Raw genomic sequence first — 23706 nt, 5'->3', positions numbered from 1 at the left:
TGTTATAAGATGAAAAAACATTTACTCGTGATCCTGCCCCATCCTGATGATGAATCTTTCGGAGTCGCCGGCTTGATCGCCTTAAACCGAAAAGAAGACATTCCTGTAACATACGCTTGCCTGACGCTGGGCGAGATGGGAAGAAATATGGGAGACCCGCTTTTTGCCAACAGGGAAACCCTTCCGCTGCTCAGAAAGCAAGAGCTGATCGACGCCTGCAGGGAAATGGATGTACAGGATTTGCGCATGCTCGGATACCGCGACAAAACGCTCGAATTCGAGGATGAAGAAAAACTGGCCGATCAAATTGAGGCTGTCATCGATGATGTAAACCCGAGCCTTGTTGTGACGTTTTACCCCGGACACGGCGTTCATCCTGACCATGATGCATGCGGTGCCGCGGTCATCAGGGCATTATCGCGGAAAAAGAAAGAGGACCGGCCGCGCGTCTTATGCATGGCTATCACTCACCACAGGGAAGAGGTTCTTGGCAAGCCTGACGTCGTTCTTGATATCAAAGAAGTCGCGGATATTAAAATGAACGCTTTAAAAGCGCATAAATCCCAAACAGGCGGCCTTTTGAAAGAAATAGAGAAAAAACTCGCCAATGGCGAGCCGGTTGTTGAGACATGGTTTGAAAAAGAAGCATTTTGGACCTATCAATGGAATGATTAACATGATCAAAAAAGGTGTCGGGCATTTGAGCCCGGCACCTTTTTTACATGCTTTGAGTGTGAATATAGCGGTTTTGAATGCGTTTGAGCCTGAAGAACAGCCCGACTGCACCGGCCGCTAGCCCCGTGATCAGCCCGATCCAGTATCCGAAAGCTCCGAATGAAGTATACGTTCCGATTACAAAACCGACCGGAAGCCCGATAGTCCAATATGAGACGAGAGCTGTGACAAGCGTGTAGTTGACATCTTTATATCCTCTGAGCGCTCCTTGAATCGGCGCGGCAATGGCATCTGACAGCTGAAAAAACAACGCATACAGCAAGAAGTCCTTGGTCAGAAGCAGGACATCCCGGTCAGCCGCGTACAAACCGGCGATCTGCTCTCTGAACAGTAGTATGATGAGTGCGGTGAATAATGAAAAACCGACCGCTATTGAAATGCCGAGATAGCTGTAGGCCCTCGAGTCTTTAAACCGTTTGGCCCCGGCTTCAAAGCCGACGACAATCGTCAGCGTCATCGATACGCTCAATGGAAGCATGTAAAGAAGCGAAGCAAAATTCATTGCCGCCTGATGGGAAGCGATCGTGACCGTGTCAAAGTGGCTCATCAGCAAGGTGACAGCTGCGAATATACTCGTCTCAAAGAAGATGGCGAAACCGATCGGGATGCCGATCTTCAGAAGTTTCATACTTTCAGCAAAAGAAAATGAATAGAATGTTCCAAAAATCCTAAACTGGTGAAACGGCGTCTTTTTATGAACGATGTATAAAGAGATCAGACAAATGCACCAATATGTGATAGCGGAAGCCAAACCGGCTCCTGCTCCTCCAAGCTTTGGAAACCCGAAGTTCCCGAAAATAAACAAATAGTTCAAGACAAAATTAATGGGCAAAGAACAAAGCGTAATCAGCATCGTCACCCGCGTTTTCCCGAGTGAATCAATAAAGCAGCGCATCACATTGTAAACAAACAGCGGCAATATGCCTAGCCCGATGCAGATTAAATATTGCTTTGCGATGACAGCTACCTTCCGTTCAAGATCGAGATTCTCCAGCACCGGATCAATCAGAAAATATCCGGAAACGATGACGGCAAGGCTGATGATTCCGGCCACATAGATCGATTGAATAACAGTATAAGGGACATCCTTTTGCCGCTTGGCACCCATCAGCTGGGCGACCATAGGTGTTACAGCCGTCAAAATGCCGGCAAGCCCAGTATAAACGGGGGTCCATAAACTCGAGCCGATTGCGACGCCGGCGAGGTCGGCGGCGCTGACTTTGCCTGACATCACCGTGTCGAGAACCGTAATGAGCGACAGTCCCGCTTGCGTAATCAAAATCGGAATTAAAATCGTTAAAAACTGTCTTGCTTTCTCCCGCAAATCCTTTGTTTCCCTCATATCAGTTCCCCGTTTCTTTTGGATAACGAGAGAAATTATAACACGTTATGTATAAAATGCAATAAATGTCTGTTCAATCTTTTTTCGTCTGTTTTGTTTTTTTAAACATTTGCACATAAATAAAGGAAAGAGAAAGGATCCCTAAACACGTACATAAATATTGACATATTTTTTGAATGGCCAAGAAGATTCACCTCCATATCTTAAAATGCGCCATAAAAGGAGGAAACATGCATGAAAGCTGCGGTGATAAAACAGAACCCTTTTTTACATGTTTTGATAGTATATTAGATCTATTAATATATATAAATGAGTGAGCATTAAGTTTTATGTTTCTGTATATCGTTATATTAAGATAGGAAATAAGAATCTATAGGTGAAATAGTAAAACGCCGTTCGATCTAAAAAAAAGATACTCCCAATTCCGGATGTTGGCAAAAAAAATGTATGATATAGTCAATTTATGGTTTCGTGGAGGAATTTGTGCTGAAATGTAGAATTGTATAAATGATCCTGATCTTTGCTTTTCGATTAGGCAATAGATGAGGATAGATCGGCGATTTCCGGAAAAATAAAGAATATGAACACGCAGTTTTCACACCCTCAACATGAACGCTGGCTTGCCTACCTGTTTCCGTTTGATCCGAGAGAAAGAGAAATCGGCAGTAAAACGGCACGGAAATCCGCATGTTATGGCGTCTATTCTGGCTGTTTCGGCACATGCAGCATATCTGGTCAACTCCCTTCTCGCTGTTTTCACCATGAACCTCTGATTTTAAAACAACTGATCATCGTATTTCCGAAAACTTGAAACTCAAAACCTTTGCAAAAAAGCATCCGGCACCTCGAGTACACAGAAAAAAGTGTTGATTTTTGTCAATATGTCTATCAGTCTGTATTTTTAATGAGAAATTTGTAAAAAAACAAAAAAGCTATTAAAAAAATATAAAATAGACCGATACAAATCGTGAATTGCATTTTTTGCTTAAGAGTATAAAAGGGGGATTTCGGCCAAAGGCATACATATGGTGATCAGATCACCCGCCTGATCGGCTGGATAAAGTCTTAAGCAATGGCAAATGTAATGGCATACATAGAGAGAACGAAAATGAAACGGGAGGTTAAGAGGTTATGAAGAAGAAGATAGCAGCAGGTTTGGCGGCCTCTGCGGTAGTTGGAACTTCATTGGCGGCGTCACCGGTCGAAGCCCAAACCATCAAGGTGAAAAGCGGAGACTCACTGTGGAAGCTTTCAGCTGAGTACAATACGAGTGTTTCGGCACTTCAATCAGCCAACAATCTTTCATCGACGGTTATTTATGTCGGACAAACTTTAAAAGTTCCGGACGGCAAGTCGAAAAGCAGCTCACAGACAAAATCCGCAAGTTCCAGCTCAAGTTCAAGCGCTGCCAAGTCCACTTACACGGTGAAATTGGGAGATTCCTTGTGGCTGATTGCCAGAGACTACAAAACGACCGTACAAGAGATTAAAAACTTAAACGGGCTGAGCAGCGATATGATTTATCCGGGACAAAAGCTGGTTATTAAAGGAAGCGCAAAAAGCGCCGGTTCCAGCTCTGGATCAAGCTCCAAATCATCCGGCTCATCATCTGGCTCACAAAGTGCAAGCAGTTCAAGCAGCACATACAAAGTCAAATTGGGCGACTCTTTATGGAAAATTGCCAATAGTTTGAATATGACAGTCGCCGAAATTAAAACGCTGAACAACTTGAAGTCGGACACGATCTACCCGAACCAGGTCCTTAAAGTGAAAGGAACAGTTTCCAGCGGAAGCAAACCATCTTCTGGTTCGTCTTCAAGCTCTTCATCAAGTAAAACGAACACAGGCAGCAGTTCAAAAACGACCACTTACACGGTTAAACCGGGCGATTCTCTGTGGAAAATCGCGAATTCGATGAAGGTAACGGTACAGAGCATCAGAGAGGCTAATCAATTAAAAACAGATGTATTGCAAGTCGGCCAGAAGCTTAAAATTTCTGGTGCATCGTCTTCAGGGTCATCTGGCAGCCCATCTTCCAGCTCGCCGAACTCTTCAGTTTCAACCGGCACTTCGACAAGCGCAAAAGTCGAGCGGATGATTGCAGAGGCAGAAAAGCATATCGGCGTGCCTTACAGATGGGGAGGCAACAATCCTTCCGGTTTTGACTGCAGCGGATTCATCTATTACACGTTGAACAAAGTTACATCTGTCTCAAGGCTGAGCGCAGCAGGATACTGGAACATCATGTCGCCAGTCAGCCAGCCTTCAAGAGGTGATTTTGTTTTCTTCTCAACATATAAAGCGGGCCCTTCACACGTCGGCATTTATTTAGGAAACAACAAGTTTATCAATGCCAACGATTCCGGCGTCACCGTGAGCGACATGAACAATTCCTACTGGAAGCAGCGCTATCTCGGCGCAAAACGGTATTCATTTTAAAAAAGCCATTTTATATGGCTTTTTTTTGCGTGGTTTCAGGATGGGAAGGACAGGTTTAATGCCCCTCTTCATTGTCTAAACTGAAAAGAAAAGCGAAGGGGGAAGCTGTTTGAGAACATTACATTACATATTGCTCGCATGTATGTCCGTTTGTTTGGCAGCTGCATGCACACAGCAAAAAGAAATCGAGCAAAAAAATGCCGAACAGGAACATAAAGAAACTTTTGAAACGATGACACAGCCATTAAAAGTACCGCTGATCAAACGCGACGGGACGGAGACCGGTTTTATAGAAGTGTATGAATCTGCTGCAGAAGGCCTTGATATTAGAGTGAGCGCCCATGATCTGCCGCCGGGCATGCTTGCTTTTCATATTCATGAAACGGGCGTTTGCAAAAAGCCTGATTTTGAAAGTGCGGGTGCTCATTTCAATCCTGATCAAAAGGAGCACGGCTTTAACAATCCAAAAGGGCCGCATGCCGGTGATTTGCCGAATATTGAAGTCGGAGCAGACGGCAAAGTCGACGTCATCGTCAATGCGCCGGCAGTCACCCTCGATCAGAAAAGCAGGTTCAGTCTGCTGGATCATGACGGAAGTGCTTTTATTATTCACGAGCATCAGGATGACGATTTGACAAATCCATCAGGTAACTCCGGAGCCCGGATGGTTTGCGGAGCGCTGACGAACAGCGGAAAAAAGTGAATCGGCGCCTGGAAGCCGTTTATATTGAGGGCAGCGCGTCTTTTCTAGTATACTTAAATATAGAAGACGCTTTTAGAAAGGAATTTTACAACACATGAAATATGATCTGCACGAACTAGAGCTGCCTGAAAAGATAAAAGAGCGGCTGATTCAGTCTGCCGCTAAACCTGTTGACGCGGAATACCAATCATTGATTGGGACGCCCGGCTATGAAGCGGAAGACAGCGCCATTCTCTATGACGCGATGATCGCGTTGTCACTCGGAAAAAACGTTTTGTTAAAAGGTCCGACAGGTTCCGGAAAAACAAAACTTGCCGAAACGCTCTCCGCTTATTTTCAAAAACCTATGCACAGTGTCAACTGTTCTGTGGACCTTGATGCAGAGGCGCTTGTCGGTTACAAAACGATTGAAAACACCGGCGGGAACGCCTCTATTGAATTTGTCGAAGGTCCCGTGACAAAAGCAATGAACAACGGCCATTTCCTATATATTGACGAAATCAACATGGCGAAACCGGAAACGCTGCCGATCTTAAACGGGGTGCTGGATTACCGGAAAATGATGACCAATCCGTTTACAGGGGAAGTCGTCAAAGCGAAAGAGGGATTCGGCGTAATTGCAGCAATAAACGAAGGGTATGTCGGAACAGTCCCATTGAACGAAGCGCTGAAAAACCGGTTTGTGATCATCGACGTGCCATACATTAAAGGCGACCTGCTGAAACGGGTGCTTGAAACACAATCCGAACTAAAAAATCAGAAGCTGCTGGACCGGTTTGTCACCCTGTCATCGGATTTAATGACGCAAGCCCACAACGGACAGGTATCTGAAGAGGCTGCTTCCATCAGAGCGCTTCTCGATACTTGCGATCTGTCGACGTATATTCCGCCGCTGCGAGCGATCGAACGGGGCATCGTTGAAAAGCTTGATGATGAACGCGAAAAAGCGGCGGTCCGAAATATTGCCCAAACTTTGTTCGAATGAGGGTTTTTTATGAAGTTTATTAAATTCAATGACAGCAAGATTGACTCTTTGCTATTTATGGAGCTGACAGATCTGGCGAAAACGCTCGCGAAAAGCGATCAGGTTGAAGTGGAGTACGGGGTTCAGTCTTATTACAATCCTTTTGAGAAAAAGATCTACATGAGCCACTTTTGGAAAGACAGGAACCACCGCGATATGGTAGACGGCTTGAAGAGCGATGTATACTTGCGGTCAATCGGCTCCCGCTACAGCTCGATGAAAGACTTTTCCCGCATGCTGGACTCGGCTCGGAAATATCAGTTTAAGAGTTTGGCAAAACAGTTGTTTATGCTTTTTGAGGATATCAGAATTGAAGAGTCCATCAAGAGGGAGCGCCCCGGTACAAAGCAGGTATTTTCAAACCGGAAATCGATGTACCGCAAACACTTTGCGACACAGCTGACGCTGAATCTGGAGCGGAGCATTTTTACAGATGCTTTGTTTTGCGCTGTATATCTTAAGCTGACCGCGGAGTCGCCGCTTGAAGAGATACCGGCTATCCATGAATCGGTCGATCCGATGAAGGGGTTTATAGAAGCCGAGCTCGCCCGCGTATTCGAAGCGCGTTCAACTGCTGACATCGTTTCGTTTGTAAACGGGTTAATGGAAGGTTTTGAAGAAGTGCTCGAAAAAGATATGCTGAATACGTACTTCTTTTTTCCGGAACTTGACTACGAACAAGTTGACGAAGAAGCGCTCTTTCAAGATTTAAAAGCAAAACCGAAGCTGAGCGAGGATCTGACGCTGGAAGAGAAAAGTGCGGGTGACGAGGAAGTTCATGAAGAAGAAATGCCGACTTGGCACAGAGAAACGGAAGCTCCGGCCAAAAGCTTTCTCCAGTTTGATTTGGAGCACGGCGCAAAATCCGATATTTCCGGCGGCGCTTTAAGAGAAGGAGAAGACGGCGACCAAGCGCTCGGGTCTGTTCAAGGAACGGCGAAGCAGACGAAAAGGAAAGACTACTCAAAACTTGAATCGCTTGAATCTGTTCAAGATGAACCGAACGCCGGAACAGCCCAAGCCGGTAAAGAAAACCGCTATGCCTTTTCGGTGATGAAGCCGCCGGAAAAACCTTCGAATGAAGATATATTAGACTACCAGGCTCAAGCCAAAACAATCGAATCATATCAAAAACGGCTCAAACAGATGATTCAAAAAACGCTTGAGCATAAAAAAACACTCCCGAGAACCGATTTGCATGCAGGCAGATTGAACAATAAACTGCTCCGTTACTTTACAGAGCGCAATCCGCGCCTGTTCTATAAAAAGCAGGAGCCGTCAACAGAAATCGACGCCGTTTTCACATTGCTCGTCGACTGTTCGGCAAGCATGCATGACAAAATGGCGGAGACGAAACGGGGCATTGTGCTGTTTCATGAAGCGCTTAAATCAGTTGCTGTCCCTCATCAAATCGTCGGTTTTTGGGAAGATACAAACGATGCGACAGAGACGAGCCAGCCCAACTACTTTCATACGGTCGTTTCTTTTGCGGATTCCTTAAAAGCAGGAGCCGGACCGCACATTATGCAGCTTGAACCGGAGGAAGACAACCGGGACGGATATGCGATCAGACAGATGACGAAGATGCTTGTTCAAAGAAGCGAAGCTCAGAAGTTCCTGATCGTCTTTTCAGATGGAGAGCCGGCCGCATTCGATTATGAGCAAAACGGGATCGTCGATACACATGAAGCGGTGATGGAAGCGCGGAAACGAAATATCGAAGTCATCAATGTATTTTTATCAAACAGCGAAATTGAAGAATCGCAAATGAAGACGATACAGGACATGTACGGAAAGTACAGCCTTTTTGTCCCAGACGTCGATCAGCTTCCCGATGTTCTGTACCCGCTTTTAAAAAAGCTGTTGAACAAAAGTATAGGATAGATATGACAGATGGCAGCAATACTCGCGGCCATCTGTTTTTTATCGTGAAAACACAGTGAAATAACGAAATTTTTATTATTTTTATCAACTTAATTTTTTAAGGAGCACATCCGGATGTTAAAAAATAGACGGCCAGGGGAAATATGTGAATAAATAAAGATCAGGTCCTGAAAGAAAGGGATCTGAAAGTTCGAAATTATAAATTTTTTTATTTTTCAAGACGATTTTTTAATTTTATTTGAACAATCTGTGTAGAAACAAATGAGAAACAGTGGTAAAATGTACGTGGAAGCGTTTTTATTACATATTTCTGGGCGCAAGGTTCAGAAGATATATTAAGATAGTGAATCATTCACTTGATTATTAGGTTGGGGGTAATGTTCAAATGTTTCAAAATAGTATGAAACAAAGAATGACTTGGGAAGAATTTCACGGTCCGAACCTCGGCTATGTGCTGGAGCTTTACGATCAGTACGTCAAGGATCCAGAAAGCTTGGATGCTGATTTAAAAGAGATGTTTGACGAACTTGGAGCTCCCCCGGGCGATATTAGGGCCGCCTCTCAAAAAAACGAAGAGGCAGATTTCACGGCTGGATCTATTCAAAAAATCGCATCAGCGGTAAAACTTGCAGAAGATATTAGAACCTATGGCCATTTAAACGCTTCCGTCAATCCACTGAGAAAAACACAAGAGAAACAGGAGCTTTTTCCTCTTGCTGAGTACGGGTTAACTGAGCAGGATGTGAAAAAAATCCCGGCGTCTGTCATATGCAAAGATGCCCCTAAAGAAGTAACGAACGGTTTAGAAGCCATCCAGTACTTAAGAAACACATACAAAAAATCGATTTCTTTTGAATTTGACCATGTGCACATTTTTGAAGAGCGCAACTGGCTGATGAAAAAGATCGAATCCGGGGAATTATTCACCCCGAAATCGAAAGAAAAACTGGTAGAAGTTTTAAGAAGGCTTACAGAAGTGGAAAGCCTTGAACAGTTTCTCCACAAAACCTTTGTCGGGCAAAAACGCTTTTCAATAGAAGGACTTGATGCGCTTGTGCCCATGCTGGATGATATTATCGCCAAGTCCGTTTCGGCAGGTACGACAAACGTCAATATCGGAATGGCGCACAGGGGCCGCCTGAATGTTCTTGCGCATGTGCTCGGAAAACCTTATGAAATCATTTTTTCTGAATTCCAGCATGCGCCGAACAAAGATCTCGTTCCGTCGGAAGGTTCGACCGGGATCAATTACGGCTGGACGGGCGACGTAAAATACCACCTCGGCGCCAACCGCCAGATTCAGGATGAGCATACGAAAACGGCGCGCATTGCGCTCGCGAACAATCCGAGCCACCTTGAGTTCATCGATCCGATCGTTGAGGGATCGACAAGAGCCGCCCAGGAAACGAGAACGGAGAGCGGCTATCCGGTTCAAGACGTCAAAAAATCGATGGCGATTCTGATTCACGGCGATGCGGCATTCCCAGGGGAAGGCATTGTCGCGGAAACGCTGAATTTAAGCCAGCTTAAAGGGTATCAAGTGGGCGGAGCGATTCACATTATCGCCAATAACATGATCGGCTTTACGACGGAAAGCAATGAGTCAAGATCGACGAAATATGCAAGCGACCTTGCGAAAGGTTTTGAAATTCCGATCGTCCACGTCAATGCTGATGATCCCGAAGCATGTCTTTCAGCGGTTCAGCTCGCTGTTGAATACCGCATGACTTTCAACAAAGACTTTTTGATCGATCTGATCGGCTACCGCCGTTTTGGCCACAATGAAATGGATGAGCCGTCCGCAACGCAGCCGATGCTGTATGATGCGGTCAGAAAGCATCCGACCGTCAAAAACATCTTTGCTGAAAAGCTGATTCATAAAGGGATCGTCGATAAAGAAACCGTCGGCAAAATCAAGGACGCTGTCCAGAAGCGTTTAGAAGAAGCCTATCGCAAAGTGCCGGCCAAAAAGGAAGACATGACGCATGAAATCGTACTTCCAGAGCCGGTCTCCAACGGTTTTCCTGATGTTGACACATCGGTTGATTTTGAAACTTTGCGCAAAATCAATCAGGAGCTTGTTTCATGGCCGGAAAACTTCAACGTTTTCGATAAGCTAAAACGAATCCTTGAAAGGCGCGCCAAAGCTTTCGAAGATGACCGAAAAGTCGACTGGTCGCTTGCAGAGGCGATGGCGTTTGCGTCGATTTTGAAAGACGGTACGCCGCTAAGGCTGACCGGGCAGGATTCAGAACGCGGCACATTCGCACACCGCAACCTTGTCCTTCACGACAGCAAGACAGGGGACGAATTCATCGCGCTGCATCACCTTGCCGATACGAAAGCGTCATTTGCGGTTCACAACAGCCCGCTTTCTGAAGGGTCCGTCCTCGGCTTCGAATACGGCTATAACGTGTCTTCGCCGGAAACGATGGTGATCTGGGAAGCGCAGTTTGGAGATTTTGCAAATGCGGCGCAAGTTTACTTTGACCAGTTCATTTCTGCAGGAAGAGCGAAGTGGGGTCAAAAATCAGGGCTGGTTGTTCTCTTGCCGCACGGCTATGAAGGGCAGGGGCCTGAGCATTCAAGCGGAAGAACAGAGCGATTCCTTCAATTGGCGGCGGAAAACAACTGGACTGTCGCCAACCTGACGAGCGCTGCCCAATACTTTCATATTTTAAGAAGGCAGGCGAAGATGCTCCTTCGCGAGGAGATCCGCCCGCTGATCATCATGACGCCGAAAAGCCTGCTGAGAAATCCGAATACCGTGTCAGAAGTGCAGGAGCTCAGTAACAGCAGCTTTAAGCCGGTCTATGAAATGTCAGGACTTTCCCATCAATATGACAAAGTGACGCGCCTCGTCCTTTCAAGCGGCAAAGTTTCGATTGACATCAGCGACCATTTCAATAAAATGGAAGGTGAAAAGGATTGGCTGCACATTGCACGGGTTGAAGAGCTGTATCCTTTCCCTGCAAAGCATATTAAAGCGATCTTCAGCAAACTTCCGAATTTGGAGGAGATCGTCTGGGTACAGGAAGAACCGCAAAATATGGGCGCATGGAACTATATCGAGCCTTATTTAAGAGAGGTAGCTCCAAAGGACGTGAAGGTCCGCTATATTGGCAGAAGAAGACGTTCAAGTCCGGCAGAAGGGGATCCGACGGTTCATAAAAAGGAACAGGAACGCATTGTATCTGATAGCTTGACTCGCAAAAATTAAGGGGGAACTATAAAATGGCGGAAATTAAAGTACCTGAATTAGCGGAATCAATTTCAGAAGGAACGATAGCCCAATGGCTGAAACAACCGGGAGATTATGTAGAGCAAGGGGAATTCCTGCTTGAGCTGGAGACTGATAAAGTCAACGTGGAATTGACGGCAGAGCAGTCCGGCGTTCTTCAGGAAGTGCTGAAAGATTCCGGTGACACGGTTCAGGTCGGCGAAATAATCGGAACGATTTCAGAAGGCGAAGGAGAAGGAGGCAAATCAACGGCTCCGCAAGCTGACGCTCAAGAAAGCGCCGGCGCTTCGGAAGAGAAAGCAGCCTCGTCTGAAAAGACAGCCGAACCTCGCGAAGGTGCGAGCGATGAGGCGGATACAGCCAAAACAAGAACTATCGCTTCTCCGGCTGCCCGAAAGCTCGCCCGGGAAAAAGGCATCGATTTATCGGAAATCCCTACCGGTGATCCGCTCGGAAGGGTCAGAAAACAGGATGTTGAATCTTATCAAAAGAACGAGCAGCCGCCAAAAGCTCAGCCTGAACCAAAACGCGCAACACAGGCGCCGGCCGCTAAACAAACCGAAGATGCTGGTAAACCTGTAGAGCGTCAAAGAATGTCCCGCCGGAGACAGACGATCGCCAAACGCCTCGTTGAAGTTCAGCACACCGCCGCTATGCTGACGACATTCAACGAAGTGGACATGACGGCGGTCATGAACTTAAGGAAGCGCCGAAAAGATCAATTCCTGGAGCAGCATGACGTGAAGCTCGGATTCATGTCATTCTTTACAAAAGCTGTTGTCGCCGCGCTGAAAAAATATCCGCTCCTCAACGCGGAAATTCAAGGCGACGAGCTTGTGATCAAAAAATTCTATGACATCGGAATCGCTGTTGCTGCGCCGGATGGCCTCGTCGTACCGGTCGTGCGCGATGCGGACCGCAAAACCTTTGCCGATATTGAAAGGGATATCGGAGAGCTTGCGAAGAAAGCGAGAAACAACAAATTGTCGCTCAACGAGCTTCAAGGCGGGTCCTTTACGATCACAAACGGAGGAACGTTCGGTTCATTGTTATCGACTCCGATTTTGAACAGCCCGCAAGTTGGTATTTTGGGCATGCACAAAATCCAGCTGCGTCCTGTAGCAATTGATGAAGAGCGCTTTGAAAACCGCCCGATGATGTACATTGCATTATCGTATGACCACCGGATCGTCGACGGAAAAGAAGCGGTCGGCTTCCTGGTTACGATTAAAAATCTGCTTGAAGATCCTGAACAGCTTCTGTTGGAAGGTTAATCATAAAAAAGCTTTGGCCGTAAGTACGGTCAAAGCTTTTTATTTATCATTTGCGGGGCAGGAGAATGATTGTCATTCTTCTGTTTATTTGTTTTTTTGGCCCAGTATGTCGCAAGCCATGAACCTGAAAGATTATGCCAGACGCTGAACACAGCGCTCGGAACAGCTGAAAGCGGGGAGAAGTGCGCCGTCGCCAATGCCGCGCCGAGACCCGAATTCTGCATGCCGACCTCAATGGACACGGCTTTTTGCGACGCATAATCCATTTTAAAGCACTTTGCCAAAACAAAGCCGAGGAAAAGTCCGAGGCCATTATGAAGAACAACTACCGCAAAAATCAGCAGCCCTGATTGAATAATGTTTTCCCGATTGCCTCCGACGACTGCGGAGACGATGGCGACGATGCCGAGAACGGAGACAAGCGGGAGCACCTGTACAGCTTTTTTCACTTGTTTTTTAAAGAAAAATTGAACGATCAGCCCGGCGATAATCGGGAGCAGCACCGCCTGTAAAATCGACACGAACAGAGAGCCCGGAGATACCGGAAGCCATTCCTTCGCGAAAAATAAAATGAGAAACGGCGTTAAAAAAGGGGCAAGCAGTGTGGAAAGCGTTGTGATCGCCACAGACAGGGCGATATTCCCCTTTGCCAGAAATGTCATGACGTTTGATGCTGTTCCCCCGGGGCAGCATCCCACTAATATAACCCCCACTGCTATTTCGGGGGGGAGAGCGAGTCCATAGGCCAGTCCAAAAGCGAGCAACGGCATCACCGTATATTGAATCAGCACACCGATCAGCACATGCAGGGGACGTCTCAGCAGCTCTTTAAAATCGTCCGCTGACAATGTCAATCCCATGCCAAACATAATCACGCCAAGCAGAATCGTAATATAAGGGACGATCCAAGTGAACTGCGACGGAAAGGCAAAGCCGAGAATCGCAAATAGAATCACCCAAATGGCGAACGTTTTTCCTGCAAATTGACTGATTTTGATCAAATAACTCATAAGTCCAGCTCCTCACATCTGTAGAAAATGTAACATTCTCTTATTATAATTAATATTCTGAATAATTCAATACTAGTAAAATAAAGAATTATTTAACATAATATTATTATGTAAACTGAAAGAAATGTTTGAAAACCTTGACGAATTCGTTTATGCTTTTTAAAATGATAGTTTGTAGCCATGTGCAATTAGACCGAGAAGAAGAGGTGCTTAAGTGGAAAATAAACAAAATATATGGTCATCAAAGCTTGGATTTATCTTAGCTTCGGCCGGTTCGGCAATCGGGCTCGGCGCGATATGGAAGTTTCCTTATGTTGCCGGAACAAGCGGCGGCGGAGCATTTTTACTTATGTTTATTCTTTTTACTTTATTGATTGGGCTTCCTTTATTAATGGCGGAGTTCATTATCGGCAGAAAGACTCAAAAAGATGCGGTTGAATCCTATAAGGAGCTTGCTCCCGGCTCGCTCTGGCACTGGGTTGGGCGCCTCGGCATTATCACGTGTTTCATTCTGCTGTCTTTCTATAGTGTTGTCGGCGGCTGGATCATCATTTATATTGTCAAAGGGCTGACCGGTGAACTGTCAAGAAGTACGGATTATGCCGGTCTTTTCGGGGAGACGATTGCAAATCCGTATCTCGTTCTAGGGAGCCAGTTTGCATTTATCATCATAACGATCCTTGTTGTTGCAAAAGGAGTCAGAAGCGGAATAGAAAAGGCGAGCAAGTTTATGATGCCTGCTCTGTTCATTATTTTTCTGCTTTTGATCGTTCGTTCGCTCACACTTCCCGGTTCAATGGAGGGCTTGGAGTTTTTCTTAAAACCTGATCTTTCACATATCAAAGCCGAAACGGTGCTGTTTGCGCTTGGACAATCCTTTTTCTCGCTAAGCGTCGGTGTTTCCGTGATGGTAACGTACAGCTCTTATTTATCGAAAAAAGAAAACCTTGTACAGTCAGCCGTTTCAGTGACATTGCTCAATGTATCTGTAGCGATTCTTGCCGGGTTTGCGATTTTTCCGGCCGTTTTTTCATTCGGATTATCTCCTGATGCCGGCCCGATGCTGTTATTTAATGTGCTGCCGTCAGTCTTTCATAAGATGCCTTTAGGAATCATCTTTTTATTGGCGTTTCTGCTCTTATTTTTATTTGCTACACTGACGTCTGCATTTTCAATGCTTGAAATCCTTGTTTCTTCCTTGTCAAAAGGGGATCCTAAGAAAAGACAGGCTTTCGCTTGGGCGGGAGGAATTGCGATTTTCCTATTCGGTATTCCTTCAGCATTGTCATACGGCGTGCTTCAGGATGTGTCGATTTTTAATCTATCCATTTTTGATGCGGCGGATTATCTTGTCAGCAATATATTAATGCCGCTCGGCGCTTTGCTAATTGCCGTTTTCGTGCCGCTCAAAATTCCGAAAGACGAGCTTTTTGCCGAATTGAAAGAAGGCTCTAAAATCAGCAGAAAATGGTTTGCAGCCTGGCTTCTGCTGATCCGCTACGCAGCTCCAATCGTCATTATTGTCGTCTTTTTGGATGCTATCGGGGTATTTTAAGAATAAATTGTTTTTAAAAGGCCGGACCATCCGGCCTTTTTTCATGCAGACAGTTGCGTGTCGCTTAGGTCAGCCGCACTTTCATTTCTCGGCGGTATAACCGGCAAGAAGTGTGTGATGAAAGGGGGGAGAGGAAGGGAAAAAGCGGTTGTTTTTCTGGTCAGAAATTTAAAAAAGCTTGCCGGTTTACCGGCAAGCAGAAGAGGGGGATACATGGACTTTGATTAAGGTTTACGGAATGTTACTGTTTGGCCGTTTCGATCAAACCAGCCTTTAAAGGCCCAGTTAATCCAGCCGCCGTCTCCTTGGTTTGTAAATTGTCCGCTTTCAAATACCCAAATGCCGTAAATCACGCCATGATAGTTGGCAGATCCATAAAATTTAACTCCTCTTAAACCATTGTGATAGCCTTGGCTTAAGTTGAACACCATGACATTGTATCTTTGCCCTGCAGAATAAAAAGCGGTTTCCATGCAGTTTTTGACGAAACCGCTGCGGTTATTGCTTTGAACGATAGCGTCTCTAATCGAGTTTCCGATTCCTAAGAGGTCGAGGCTGATGCTGAGATCAATAGCGGAAGTTTTAAACTGCTGTTTTTCCTCGTTCAATGACTGATTGAGAGATGTAGGTATAGACATAGAAGGCAAGCTTGTAACAGAACTGTCCGTATGTTTTGATTCTTTCGCTTCCGATAAGTATGGCAGACAAGTCAAACCGAGCATTAAAGCTGTAAAGAAAGCAAACATTTTTTTCATGATTAACCCTCCTAATATAAATTGCCATTTTTCAAAAAACTGACCAGCTGAATCAGACAAACATCGACAGTTTGTTTCATCTATTACCTCCCTTCTCATAGAATAGCTTAACGATTTTTGGAATTAGAAGAATGAGGAAAATAGACTATTTTCCAAATAAATCAAAAAATGTTCACATTTCATACTTAAGGCTCGATTTTGGGATATATTGATAGAATTTGCAGTCGGTATTTTATTTGCGGCCCTTTTCAAACAGCATGTCCGAGAGGGCGAATGGCAAGGGATTTCTCTGCCGACTATTTGAAAATCCTCAAGATAAACTGGGATATATAAACATTTATTGGTTATCTTCTTATATACAATAGAGGGTTGAAGAGAAAGCATAGATGCGCACGACCTATGTCGACGGCTGCCAGGCGTTTTAGAAGCATTCATGTAAGGAAAAGCGCGAGAGGATTTTAAGGCACGGCTTATTCATCTCTGATGACGGGGAATCCGGAGGAGAAATTTCGGCGACATCAGGCCAATGTCCGGCGCAGCAAATGGGCATGATCTGCCGAAACGCAAACAGGACTTCAACTATTGAAGTCCCGCCAGCGAATTTGAATCAGAACGGCTCCCATAAAACGCGCTTTGCTGACGCAAATCGCCTTTCAGGCTCTCTCCAGTCAACGACATTCCACCAATTATCGACGTATTTTGCCTTTTCATTTTTATATTGAAGGTAATATGCGTGCTCCCATACATCGAGCGGGAGCAGGGGGATCACATCCCATTGGCTCATCAGCTGATGTTTTTCTGCGATCAGAATTTCCAAGCGGTGCGAACGCGGCGCCCAGACGAGGATCGCCCAGCCGACGCCTTCCACTTTTTTCGCCGCTTCGGAAAAGTGTTCTTTAAAGGCCGAATAGCTGCCGAATGAACGGTTGATCATCTCCAGCAATTCGCCTGTCGGCCGTCTTTTTCCTTTTGGGTGCATCGCGTACCAAAATATCGTATGCAAATAGTCCCCGGCTCCGTGGAAGGCGAGCTCTCTTTCCCAATGGTTAACGAGGTCAAACTGTTTGGTTTGCCTCGCTTTCTGCAGTTCTTTTTCAGCTCTGTTCAAACCGTCGACATAGCTTTGGTGATGTTTTGTATGATGAAGAAACATAATTTCTTTTGAAATATAGGGCTCAAGGGCTGAATACGAGTAGGGCAGGCTTGGCAGGCGATGGCCTCCGATCGGCACTGTTCTGAATGGCTGCCGGCCTGCTTGAGACGCATCACTGCGGGAGATGGCTTGATACACGGCTTCTGCCTGCTCATACCATTCCTGTTCGGTCGCACGAGGATCATCCAATGATTGAAAAAGTTTTTCTAAATGGCTTTCTAAAGAAGGATCATCTTTCATCTGGTCTTTCAGGTCTTTGGCCCATGACGATATTTTTTCTTTGTAAGCATCTCTGTTCAATATGTCTCCCTCATTTCCGCTTTTTTAATAAATGCGCTTGAAGCGAGCAATGAAAACACAAAAGGATAACTGTGATAGCGGATGTAGAATTGGTTCGGCAGCCCGATTCCCGTCGGGTATTCGAGTCGCTCACGCGAGCTTTCGTGTTCATCGATGAGAAAACGGATCCCTTTTATGATCTGTGGGTCATCCGGACGCTCATATTGCAAAAGCGCCTCCAGCGCCCATGAAGATTGAACAACTGTTCCAAAGTGAAGAGGGACAAAACGCTTCGCTTCACAGCTTTTGCAAGATTCTCCCCAGCTTCCGTCTTCACGCTGGATCGATTTTAGCCAGGAGATCGCTTTTTTGACAGACGTCTGGTTGGCGGAAACCCCGACAGCTTTCATACCGGTGAGTGCGGCCCATGTACCGTAAATAAAGCAGACGCCCCATCTGCCATACCAAGAGCCGTCCGCTTTCTGATGATGATCAAGCCACCTGAGGGCGCGCCGGACCGCAGGATGGTTATCTGTGAACCGCCCTTTAAGCCCGAGCAGATGAAGAACGCGTCCGGTCAAGTCTGCCGTTGACGGATCGACTGCTGCCTCAGCGGCAGATTCGAGCGGCAGATTTCGAATAAGCGGATGGTCAACATCTTTTTCAAATGCCGCAAACCCTCCGTCCTTGTTTTGCATGGATAAAAGCCAGGCGAGCCCCCGGTTCCATGCATCCGGACGCCGTTGAAACGGAATAGCTTTTAATGCCGCAGCGGTATCGTCCAAATCGGGATTGTTTGTATTGATGTGTGAAAAACCCCACCCGCCAGGGACCGCTTGAGGATTTGAGACAGCCCAGTCCGCTTTTTTCACATGCTGTCTTTTGAGAAGGTAGTCGGCTGCCGATGAGGTGGAAGAATGTTGTTCAGGCACTCCGGATTCCTGCATGGCATAGCTGATGAGGGCCGTATCCCAGACGGTGGAAGTTGAGTTTTCCAAATGGGCCCCTTCCTTTCCGCATGATGAAATAAGACTTTTGATTCCGCTGACTGCTTTTTTGACAACGGGGGCGTTTTTAGATATTCCCATCGCAAGCAGGCTGTAAATCATGAACATGGTCGCGCTCGCATAGCTGTATAGCGTTCCGTCTTCTTCGATTCTGTCCAGCATATATTTTTTGCCGGCCTCAAATCCGAGCTGATGGACGTAAGCCGGCCATTGAAAGAGCTGTTTCCATTGCAGATTGAAAGAATAGAAGGTTCTTTCGTCAAAGGCGCGGATGTTCAGCCATTCGAGAGGGTTTTTTGACATGGCTTCATCCAGGTGCCGAAGCGAGCCGATTTGGTTGTTTTTTAAAGAGAATCGCCGATTAAACGTAATGGCCATGGGGACAAAATGAATTCTTGCGTATGTGCTGAAATGGTAAAAATGCAGCGGGAAATAGGACGGGATCAGCAAAAACGAGAGCGGAATATAGGCTCTCGGCCATGGATACAGACCGTTGGCGGCGAGCATCCACTTCGTCATAAAGTGGACGCCCTTCAATCCGCCTGCGTCCTTAATAAAAGCTTCGGCTTTCTGCATATGCGGAGCTTTCCGGTCATAGAGCCCCGAAGCCAGCATTCCGGTATAGCCCTGGACTGTCGCGGTCAGATTGCCTGCTCTTTCATCCGGGTGATTGCGAAACGCGCCGTCTTCGCTCTGCCTTGAACGGATTCGTTCAGCAAGACTTGCGATGAGAGAAGAGTCCTGATCGCCGAGTGATGTCAGCATCAGAATGAAAAAACTGTCCGTCATCACGGGCCCTTCAAAACAAAACCGCCACGAACCATCAGATCTTTGTCTGTTTTGAAGCTCTGCGAGCGTCTTTTGCCTGAAAGCTTTCACGTCTTCTAGTATAGATCGCAATCTTCTCATCTCCTTCATCTTACTGTATTCATTTGGGAAATGTGTCATGCCAATCGGGTGAAAACAGAAGAACATAGATTTTAAATAAGTGATGAGGATACAGTCGTCAAGTCAGCATGGGCACGCCGCGCTTTTATTAGGCGGTGGGCATCATCAGGGAATCGTGAGTGTAGTGATTTGTCTTTAATAACTTCATTTACCCCCGTTCCAACATCAGGTATTGTATAAAGAGAGACTTTAGATTAAACAATGGTTGGGAGATGTTGATGAATGAATATTGAACAGATGCTGTATGACACCGCAGTCGAATTGATCAAAAAGAGGTATCCGACCGGATGGGGCGGGGCAGCCGCCATGTATACCGAGGACGGAAGAATCTTAACGAGCGTAGCCCCGGAAGTAATCAACGCTTCAACAGAATTATGCATTGAAACGGGCGCCATTCTCGAAGCCCATAAGTATCAGGCGAAAATAACGCACTCTGTTTGTGTTGCAAGAGACGACGAACATTCCGAATGCAAGGTATTAACGCCGTGCGGGGTATGCCAGGAAAGACTTTTTTATTGGGGTCCTGATCTTAAAGCAGCTGTAACTGTACCGGATGGGCGCCTGGTTTATAAAACTTTAAAGGAAATACAGCCATACCATTGGTTTGCCGCGTATCAAAAGTAGCAGGGGAGGGGCGTTCGATGTTCAAGAGCCGCAAGGTTTATCTCAGACCTGTTGAAAAAGGCGATATGGAGAGCTTTTACAAAGCCGTTCAAAATGAAGACATCAGGTATATGACGGGCACGACGCGCGAATATACGATGGAAGACCTTTATGAGCACTATGAGAGAATCACGAGTGATGAGACGCGCTATGATTTTGCCGTCTGCTTAAAGGAGGACGATCGTTTGATAGGCGATCTGTCCATTATGGACATTGACCGGAGGAATCGAAAAGCGGGGTTTAGAATTGCTTTGCACAGCCCCGCTTATTTGAACAAAGGCTATGGGATTGAAGCGGTGCGGCTGGCCATGCAGCTTGCTTTCGAAAGGCTCGATCTTAACCCCCTCCAGCTCGAAGTCTTTTCACACAATATCCGCGCGCTGAAAGCATATGAAAAAGCGGGATTTAAAATGGAAGGAAGGATCAGGGAGGCTCTTTATATGAATGAGCAGTACTCGGATGAAATCATTATGGGGATATTGAAGCGGGAATACGAAGAGCTGATGTCCCGCTGAATCGGAGGACGCGGGAGCATTTGATTTTTTGATCGCCGCTTTGTTTGTTCTTATTATTCAATCTTTGCTGAACAGCTGCAAATGCCGCCGAAGACAGGCCGCCGCCGATCAGCGCCGCTGTGCTTCTTTTATTTCAAAAACGATCACTCCAAATATCCCGTTAATGAGAAAAAACCGCAGCAGCTTCATCCTTCTATTTTCCCTTTCGTCTGCTGCCTTGCAGATTGGCTGTACGTTCTTAAATCCCGGACGAAAAATGTGGCAGCGGCTGTTCCGGCATATAATACAGCGGCAGCGATAAATACGCTTCGTACCCCGATCAAGTCTGCCAAAGCCCCCATGATGGCGATTGTTATGATAGACCATGCAGTCAAAATGGTATTTTTGGCGGCGGTAACCGGTGCACGCTCTTCATCTGTCAACGTATCTTGAAGGATAACCGTCTGGCTGACGTCTCTTACTTGATAAAGCGGACCCATCATGATACAGAGGATGACCGAAAGGAGGGGATTTGACGAATAGGCGAATAAAAGCGTTGTGATTCCCATTGAAACAGAACCCAAGACAATCATGAGGCCAAGCCTTTTTTTGAGCTGGTTGGAAAAGAGCACAGCGAGAATGCCGCCCAAAATCGCTCCCAAAAAATAACCGGCATTGATGAATCCCCACCAAGCCTCTCCTTTATTTAGCGCCTCTTTAGTAAAAGCCAGCAAAACGGCGGAAGTCCAGACTGCATTTGCTAAACCTTCCGACATGTCCATCATCGTAAGCAGCAAAACGGTTTTCTTCCTGTAAACAGTGCGCCAGACCGATTGTGCGCGGGCTTTTTGACGAGGGATAATCGCTTTTTTGAAATCCGGCAATCTGATTAAAAGCCCTGATATGAAAAAGAGTGCTGCTGTAAACACTGTCAACGTATAAGTCTGGGCCAAAACGGTTAAAAAGCCGCCGAGACCCCAGCCTGCCGCCTGGACAAACTGGTTGACCGTTACGATGCTTCCCGATGCAGCCACGTAATCGCGCTTTTTAATGGCTTGGTACAGTAAACCTAACTGTGCGGGAGTATACCAGGAGCCGACAAAGCTTTGCAAAAATAGCAGCAGATAAATGATATAAGAGGGTAAGCCAAGCGATTGGCATAAGCCGATGCATAATGCACAGACCGCTCTGAACCATGTTGACCAGGCCGCTGTTTGCAGCAGATCGAGACGCTGAATAGCAAAAGCAGCGATCGCTCCGAATACACTGCCGAACGAGGATAAAGCCAAAACCAGACCGGATCCGAATACAGAGTTCGTTTCCTTAAATACATCGACCATGACAATGATCGTCATCAAGATTGATCCGACAGCCTGCGCTGTTTGCGACGCCCATATGTATCTAAAGTTTTTTTGTTTCCAGACGGTTATGCCAAGAGAGGAAGAATACACGATTCTATCATTCCAGTCGACTTGAATTGTCATCTATTTTACCATATGTATCTATAAATGTTTATTTCTATAAAAAAGAAAACCGCCCTGATCGACAGGGCGGCTGCAGAAGCTCATGTCGAGTTATTCGCCTGTATGAATCCAGACGCTCTTAACCTCTGTATAGTTATCCAGAGCGTATGAGCCCATTTCACGTCCGAGTCCAGACTGTTTGTAGCCGCCGAATGGGGATGCGGCGTCAAAAGCGTTATAGCAGTTGACCCAAACGGTACCCGCTTGCAGACGGTCGGCGATATAGTGAGCGTTTTTCAAATTTTCCGTCCATACGCCCGCAGCGAGGCCGTATTCACTGCGATTGGCCCGTTCGATGACTTCATCAACCGTTTCATAAGGAATCGCCGCCAAAACAGGACCGAAGATTTCTTCTTTTGCTATTGTCATCTCATCCTCGACATTTGTGAATACAGTCGGAGAAACAAAGTATCCCTGTTCATAAGGGCATGTTCCGCCGGCCGCGATTTTCGCACCCTCCTGGCGTCCTTTTTCAATATACGAGAGGACGCGTTCGTGCTGTTCTTTGCTGACAAGCGGTCCCATTTGCGTGTCTTCATGAAGGCCCGCACCTTGGCGGAGCGATTTGGAATAAGCGGCCATTTCATCAACGACTTTGTCATATTGGTCTTTATGGATGAAAACGCGCGATCCCGCACAGCAAACTTGGCCCTGGTTGAACATAACGCCGGTTAGTGCGCCCGGAATCGCTTTCTTCAGGTCGGCGTCAGGGAGGATGATATTCGGCGACTTTCCGCCGAGCTCAAGGGTAACACGTTTGACCGATTTGGCCGCTTTCTCCATTATCTTTTTGCCGATTTCAGTTGACCCTGTGAATGCCAGTTTGTCGACAAGGGCATGGTCGGTCAGAGCTTCTCCGGCCGTCTCCCCAAAGCCAGGGATGATGTTGATGACGCCTTTCGGGAAGCCTGCCTCATCGATCAGCTCAGCTAAATACAGAGCGGAAAGCGGCGTTTGTTCAGCCGGTTTTAAGACAACCGTACATCCGGCTGCAAGGGCGGCTCCCATTTTCCACATAGCCATCAGAAGCGGGAAGTTCCAAGGGATAATTTGCCCGACAACTCCGACAGGCTCATGCCGTGTATAGTTAAAATAAGGTCCGTTAACAGGAATTGTCTGTCCGGTTATTTTCGTCGCCCAGCCCGCATAATAGCGCATATGTTCAATTGACAGCGGAATATCGCCTGCGGTCGTTTCGCTGATCGGCTTTCCGTTATCCAGCGTTTCAAGCTGAGCCAGTTCCGTTTTATGTTCCTCCATCAGATCGGCGAGTTTGTACATCAGCCGGCTTCTTTCGGCAGGGTTCATCGTCCGCCACTCACCGCGGTCAAAGGCTTCCCGCGCAGCTTTTACAGCTTTGTCCACATCCTCGGGACCTGCTTCATATAACGTGGCGAGCGTTTCACCAGTCGCCGGGTTTGGGGTCTCAAACGTTTTGTTTGAGGCGCTGGCTACAAATTCCCCGTTAATATAGAGCTTCTTTGTTCCCTGCAAAAATGACTCCAGCTTCTTACTGACCTGCATCGTTAATGAACTCATGTTTGTCAAACAAACCTCCTTTAAAATTTTGGTCTGTCTTCAGGTGAGTTGTCTTGGTGCTGGTTTGTCTTTTAGTTCGGTCATTACGCGGATGAAAGAGGGATATATTTCTGATTTTGGAACTATACACCACCATTC

At 46.4% G+C, this 23706-nt stretch carries 17 protein-coding genes; 10 read left to right on the top strand and 7 right to left on the bottom strand.

Annotated features, from left to right (window positions below; all coding sequences use genetic code 11):
• The first annotated feature begins 9 nt into the window (after positions 1-9).
• Positions 10-675, top strand: coding sequence for a bacillithiol biosynthesis deacetylase BshB2 (bshB2, locus tag H7F26_RS17575; RefSeq protein WP_003182711.1), 666 nt, complete (start codon positions 10-12; stop codon positions 673-675).
• 43 nt (positions 676-718) lie between these two features.
• Here bshB2 and H7F26_RS17570 read toward each other — a convergent pair whose 3' ends face one another.
• Positions 719-2077 (bottom strand): MATE family efflux transporter, encoded by a 1359-nt coding sequence (locus tag H7F26_RS17570; protein WP_017474778.1) that lies wholly within the window; start codon positions 2075-2077, stop codon positions 719-721.
• A gap of 1131 nt (positions 2078-3208) precedes the next feature.
• Here H7F26_RS17570 and H7F26_RS17565 point away from each other — a divergent pair.
• From H7F26_RS17565 to odhB, 6 genes are all read left to right on the top strand, one after another.
• Positions 3209-4516, top strand: coding sequence for a C40 family peptidase (locus tag H7F26_RS17565; protein ID WP_003182704.1), 1308 nt, complete (start codon positions 3209-3211; stop codon positions 4514-4516).
• Between the two features lie 142 nt (positions 4517-4658).
• Entirely contained in the window at positions 4659-5219 is a 561-nt protein-coding gene (locus H7F26_RS17560) for a superoxide dismutase family protein (protein ID WP_369878887.1), read from the top strand.
• 94 nt (positions 5220-5313) lie between these two features.
• Positions 5314-6204 (top strand): ATP-binding protein, encoded by an 891-nt coding sequence (locus H7F26_RS17555; RefSeq protein WP_003182700.1) that lies wholly within the window; start codon positions 5314-5316, stop codon positions 6202-6204.
• A 9-nt stretch (positions 6205-6213) separates the two neighbouring features.
• A complete protein-coding gene (locus H7F26_RS17550) occupies positions 6214-8127 on the top strand; it encodes a nitric oxide reductase activation protein NorD (RefSeq protein ID WP_003182698.1) in 1914 nt (637 codons plus the stop codon).
• A gap of 385 nt (positions 8128-8512) precedes the next feature.
• Positions 8513-11347, top strand: a complete 2835-nt coding sequence (sucA, locus tag H7F26_RS17545; protein WP_003182695.1) for a 2-oxoglutarate dehydrogenase E1 component — start codon at positions 8513-8515, stop codon at positions 11345-11347.
• Positions 11348-11361: 14 nt separating this feature from the next.
• Positions 11362-12642, top strand: a complete 1281-nt coding sequence (odhB, locus tag H7F26_RS17540) for a 2-oxoglutarate dehydrogenase complex dihydrolipoyllysine-residue succinyltransferase (protein WP_003182692.1) — start codon at positions 11362-11364, stop codon at positions 12640-12642.
• A 29-nt stretch (positions 12643-12671) separates the two neighbouring features.
• Here odhB and H7F26_RS17535 read toward each other — a convergent pair whose 3' ends face one another.
• The gene (locus H7F26_RS17535; protein WP_003182690.1) at positions 12672-13652 is read right to left on the bottom strand and encodes a bile acid:sodium symporter family protein; all 981 of its coding nucleotides are present in this window, start codon (positions 13650-13652) and stop codon (positions 12672-12674) included.
• A gap of 214 nt (positions 13653-13866) precedes the next feature.
• On the opposite strand from H7F26_RS17535, the gene H7F26_RS17530 reads away from it, so the two are divergent.
• Positions 13867-15207, top strand: coding sequence for a sodium-dependent transporter (locus H7F26_RS17530; protein ID WP_003182687.1), 1341 nt, complete (start codon positions 13867-13869; stop codon positions 15205-15207).
• Between the two features lie 224 nt (positions 15208-15431).
• Here H7F26_RS17530 and H7F26_RS17525 read toward each other — a convergent pair whose 3' ends face one another.
• The 3 genes from H7F26_RS17525 to H7F26_RS17515 form a co-directional block, all read right to left on the bottom strand.
• A complete protein-coding gene (locus H7F26_RS17525) occupies positions 15432-15962 on the bottom strand; it encodes a hypothetical protein (RefSeq protein ID WP_003182685.1) in 531 nt (176 codons plus the stop codon).
• A gap of 607 nt (positions 15963-16569) precedes the next feature.
• Positions 16570-17415: a superoxide dismutase gene (locus H7F26_RS17520; RefSeq protein WP_003182683.1), complete on the bottom strand. Its 846-nt coding sequence runs from the start codon at positions 17413-17415 to the stop codon at positions 16570-16572.
• Complete coding sequence (locus H7F26_RS17515; protein ID WP_369878879.1) at positions 17412-19310, bottom strand: terpene cyclase/mutase family protein; 1899 nt, start codon at positions 19308-19310, stop codon at positions 17412-17414. Before H7F26_RS17515 ends, H7F26_RS17520 begins: the two co-directional genes overlap by 4 nt.
• Positions 19311-19571: 261 nt before the next feature.
• Here H7F26_RS17515 and H7F26_RS17510 point away from each other — a divergent pair, with 261 nt between their 5' ends.
• Positions 19572-19973: a cytidine deaminase gene (locus tag H7F26_RS17510; RefSeq protein ID WP_003182679.1), complete on the top strand. Its 402-nt coding sequence runs from the start codon at positions 19572-19574 to the stop codon at positions 19971-19973.
• A 17-nt stretch (positions 19974-19990) separates the two neighbouring features.
• Positions 19991-20527, top strand: a complete 537-nt coding sequence (locus tag H7F26_RS17505) for a GNAT family N-acetyltransferase (RefSeq protein WP_003182677.1) — start codon at positions 19991-19993, stop codon at positions 20525-20527.
• A 185-nt stretch (positions 20528-20712) separates the two neighbouring features.
• Here H7F26_RS17505 and H7F26_RS17500 read toward each other — a convergent pair whose 3' ends face one another.
• Positions 20713-21990: an MFS transporter gene (locus H7F26_RS17500; protein WP_016885393.1), complete on the bottom strand. Its 1278-nt coding sequence runs from the start codon at positions 21988-21990 to the stop codon at positions 20713-20715.
• 90 nt (positions 21991-22080) lie between these two features.
• Complete coding sequence (locus tag H7F26_RS17495; RefSeq protein ID WP_009328061.1) at positions 22081-23568, bottom strand: aldehyde dehydrogenase family protein; 1488 nt, start codon at positions 23566-23568, stop codon at positions 22081-22083.
• Positions 23569-23706 lie beyond the last annotated feature (138 nt).

Origin of the sequence: Bacillus sp. PAMC28748 (genome assembly GCF_014250415.1) — a bacterium.
GTDB lineage: Bacteria > Bacillota > Bacilli > Bacillales > Bacillaceae > Bacillus > Bacillus licheniformis.
Note: the sequence above shows the minus strand (reverse complement) of the source record. Positions and strands in the feature narration are given on the sequence as shown.

Bases quoted from the DNA above. Each gene is read 5' to 3' on its own strand.
- bshB2 (WP_003182711.1), top strand. From the start codon at position 10: ATGAAAAAACATTTACTCGTGATCCTGCCCCATCCTGATGATGAATCT.
- H7F26_RS17570 (WP_017474778.1), bottom strand. From the start codon at position 2,077: ATGAGGGAAACAAAGGATTTGCGGGAGAAAGCAAGACAGTTTTTAACG.
- H7F26_RS17565 (WP_003182704.1), top strand. From the start codon at position 3,209: ATGAAGAAGAAGATAGCAGCAGGTTTGGCGGCCTCTGCGGTAGTTGGA.
- H7F26_RS17560 (WP_369878887.1), top strand. From the start codon at position 4,659: ATGTCCGTTTGTTTGGCAGCTGCATGCACACAGCAAAAAGAAATCGAG.
- H7F26_RS17555 (WP_003182700.1), top strand. From the start codon at position 5,314: ATGAAATATGATCTGCACGAACTAGAGCTGCCTGAAAAGATAAAAGAG.
- H7F26_RS17550 (WP_003182698.1), top strand. From the start codon at position 6,214: ATGAAGTTTATTAAATTCAATGACAGCAAGATTGACTCTTTGCTATTT.
- sucA (WP_003182695.1), top strand. From the start codon at position 8,513: ATGTTTCAAAATAGTATGAAACAAAGAATGACTTGGGAAGAATTTCAC.
- odhB (WP_003182692.1), top strand. From the start codon at position 11,362: ATGGCGGAAATTAAAGTACCTGAATTAGCGGAATCAATTTCAGAAGGA.
- H7F26_RS17535 (WP_003182690.1), bottom strand. From the start codon at position 13,652: ATGAGTTATTTGATCAAAATCAGTCAATTTGCAGGAAAAACGTTCGCC.
- H7F26_RS17525 (WP_003182685.1), bottom strand. From the start codon at position 15,962: ATGAAAAAAATGTTTGCTTTCTTTACAGCTTTAATGCTCGGTTTGACT.
- H7F26_RS17515 (WP_369878879.1), bottom strand. From the start codon at position 19,310: ATGAGAAGATTGCGATCTATACTAGAAGACGTGAAAGCTTTCAGGCAA.
- H7F26_RS17510 (WP_003182679.1), top strand. From the start codon at position 19,572: ATGAATATTGAACAGATGCTGTATGACACCGCAGTCGAATTGATCAAA.
- H7F26_RS17505 (WP_003182677.1), top strand. From the start codon at position 19,991: ATGTTCAAGAGCCGCAAGGTTTATCTCAGACCTGTTGAAAAAGGCGAT.
- H7F26_RS17500 (WP_016885393.1), bottom strand. From the start codon at position 21,990: ATGACAATTCAAGTCGACTGGAATGATAGAATCGTGTATTCTTCCTCT.
- H7F26_RS17495 (WP_009328061.1), bottom strand. From the start codon at position 23,568: ATGAGTTCATTAACGATGCAGGTCAGTAAGAAGCTGGAGTCATTTTTG.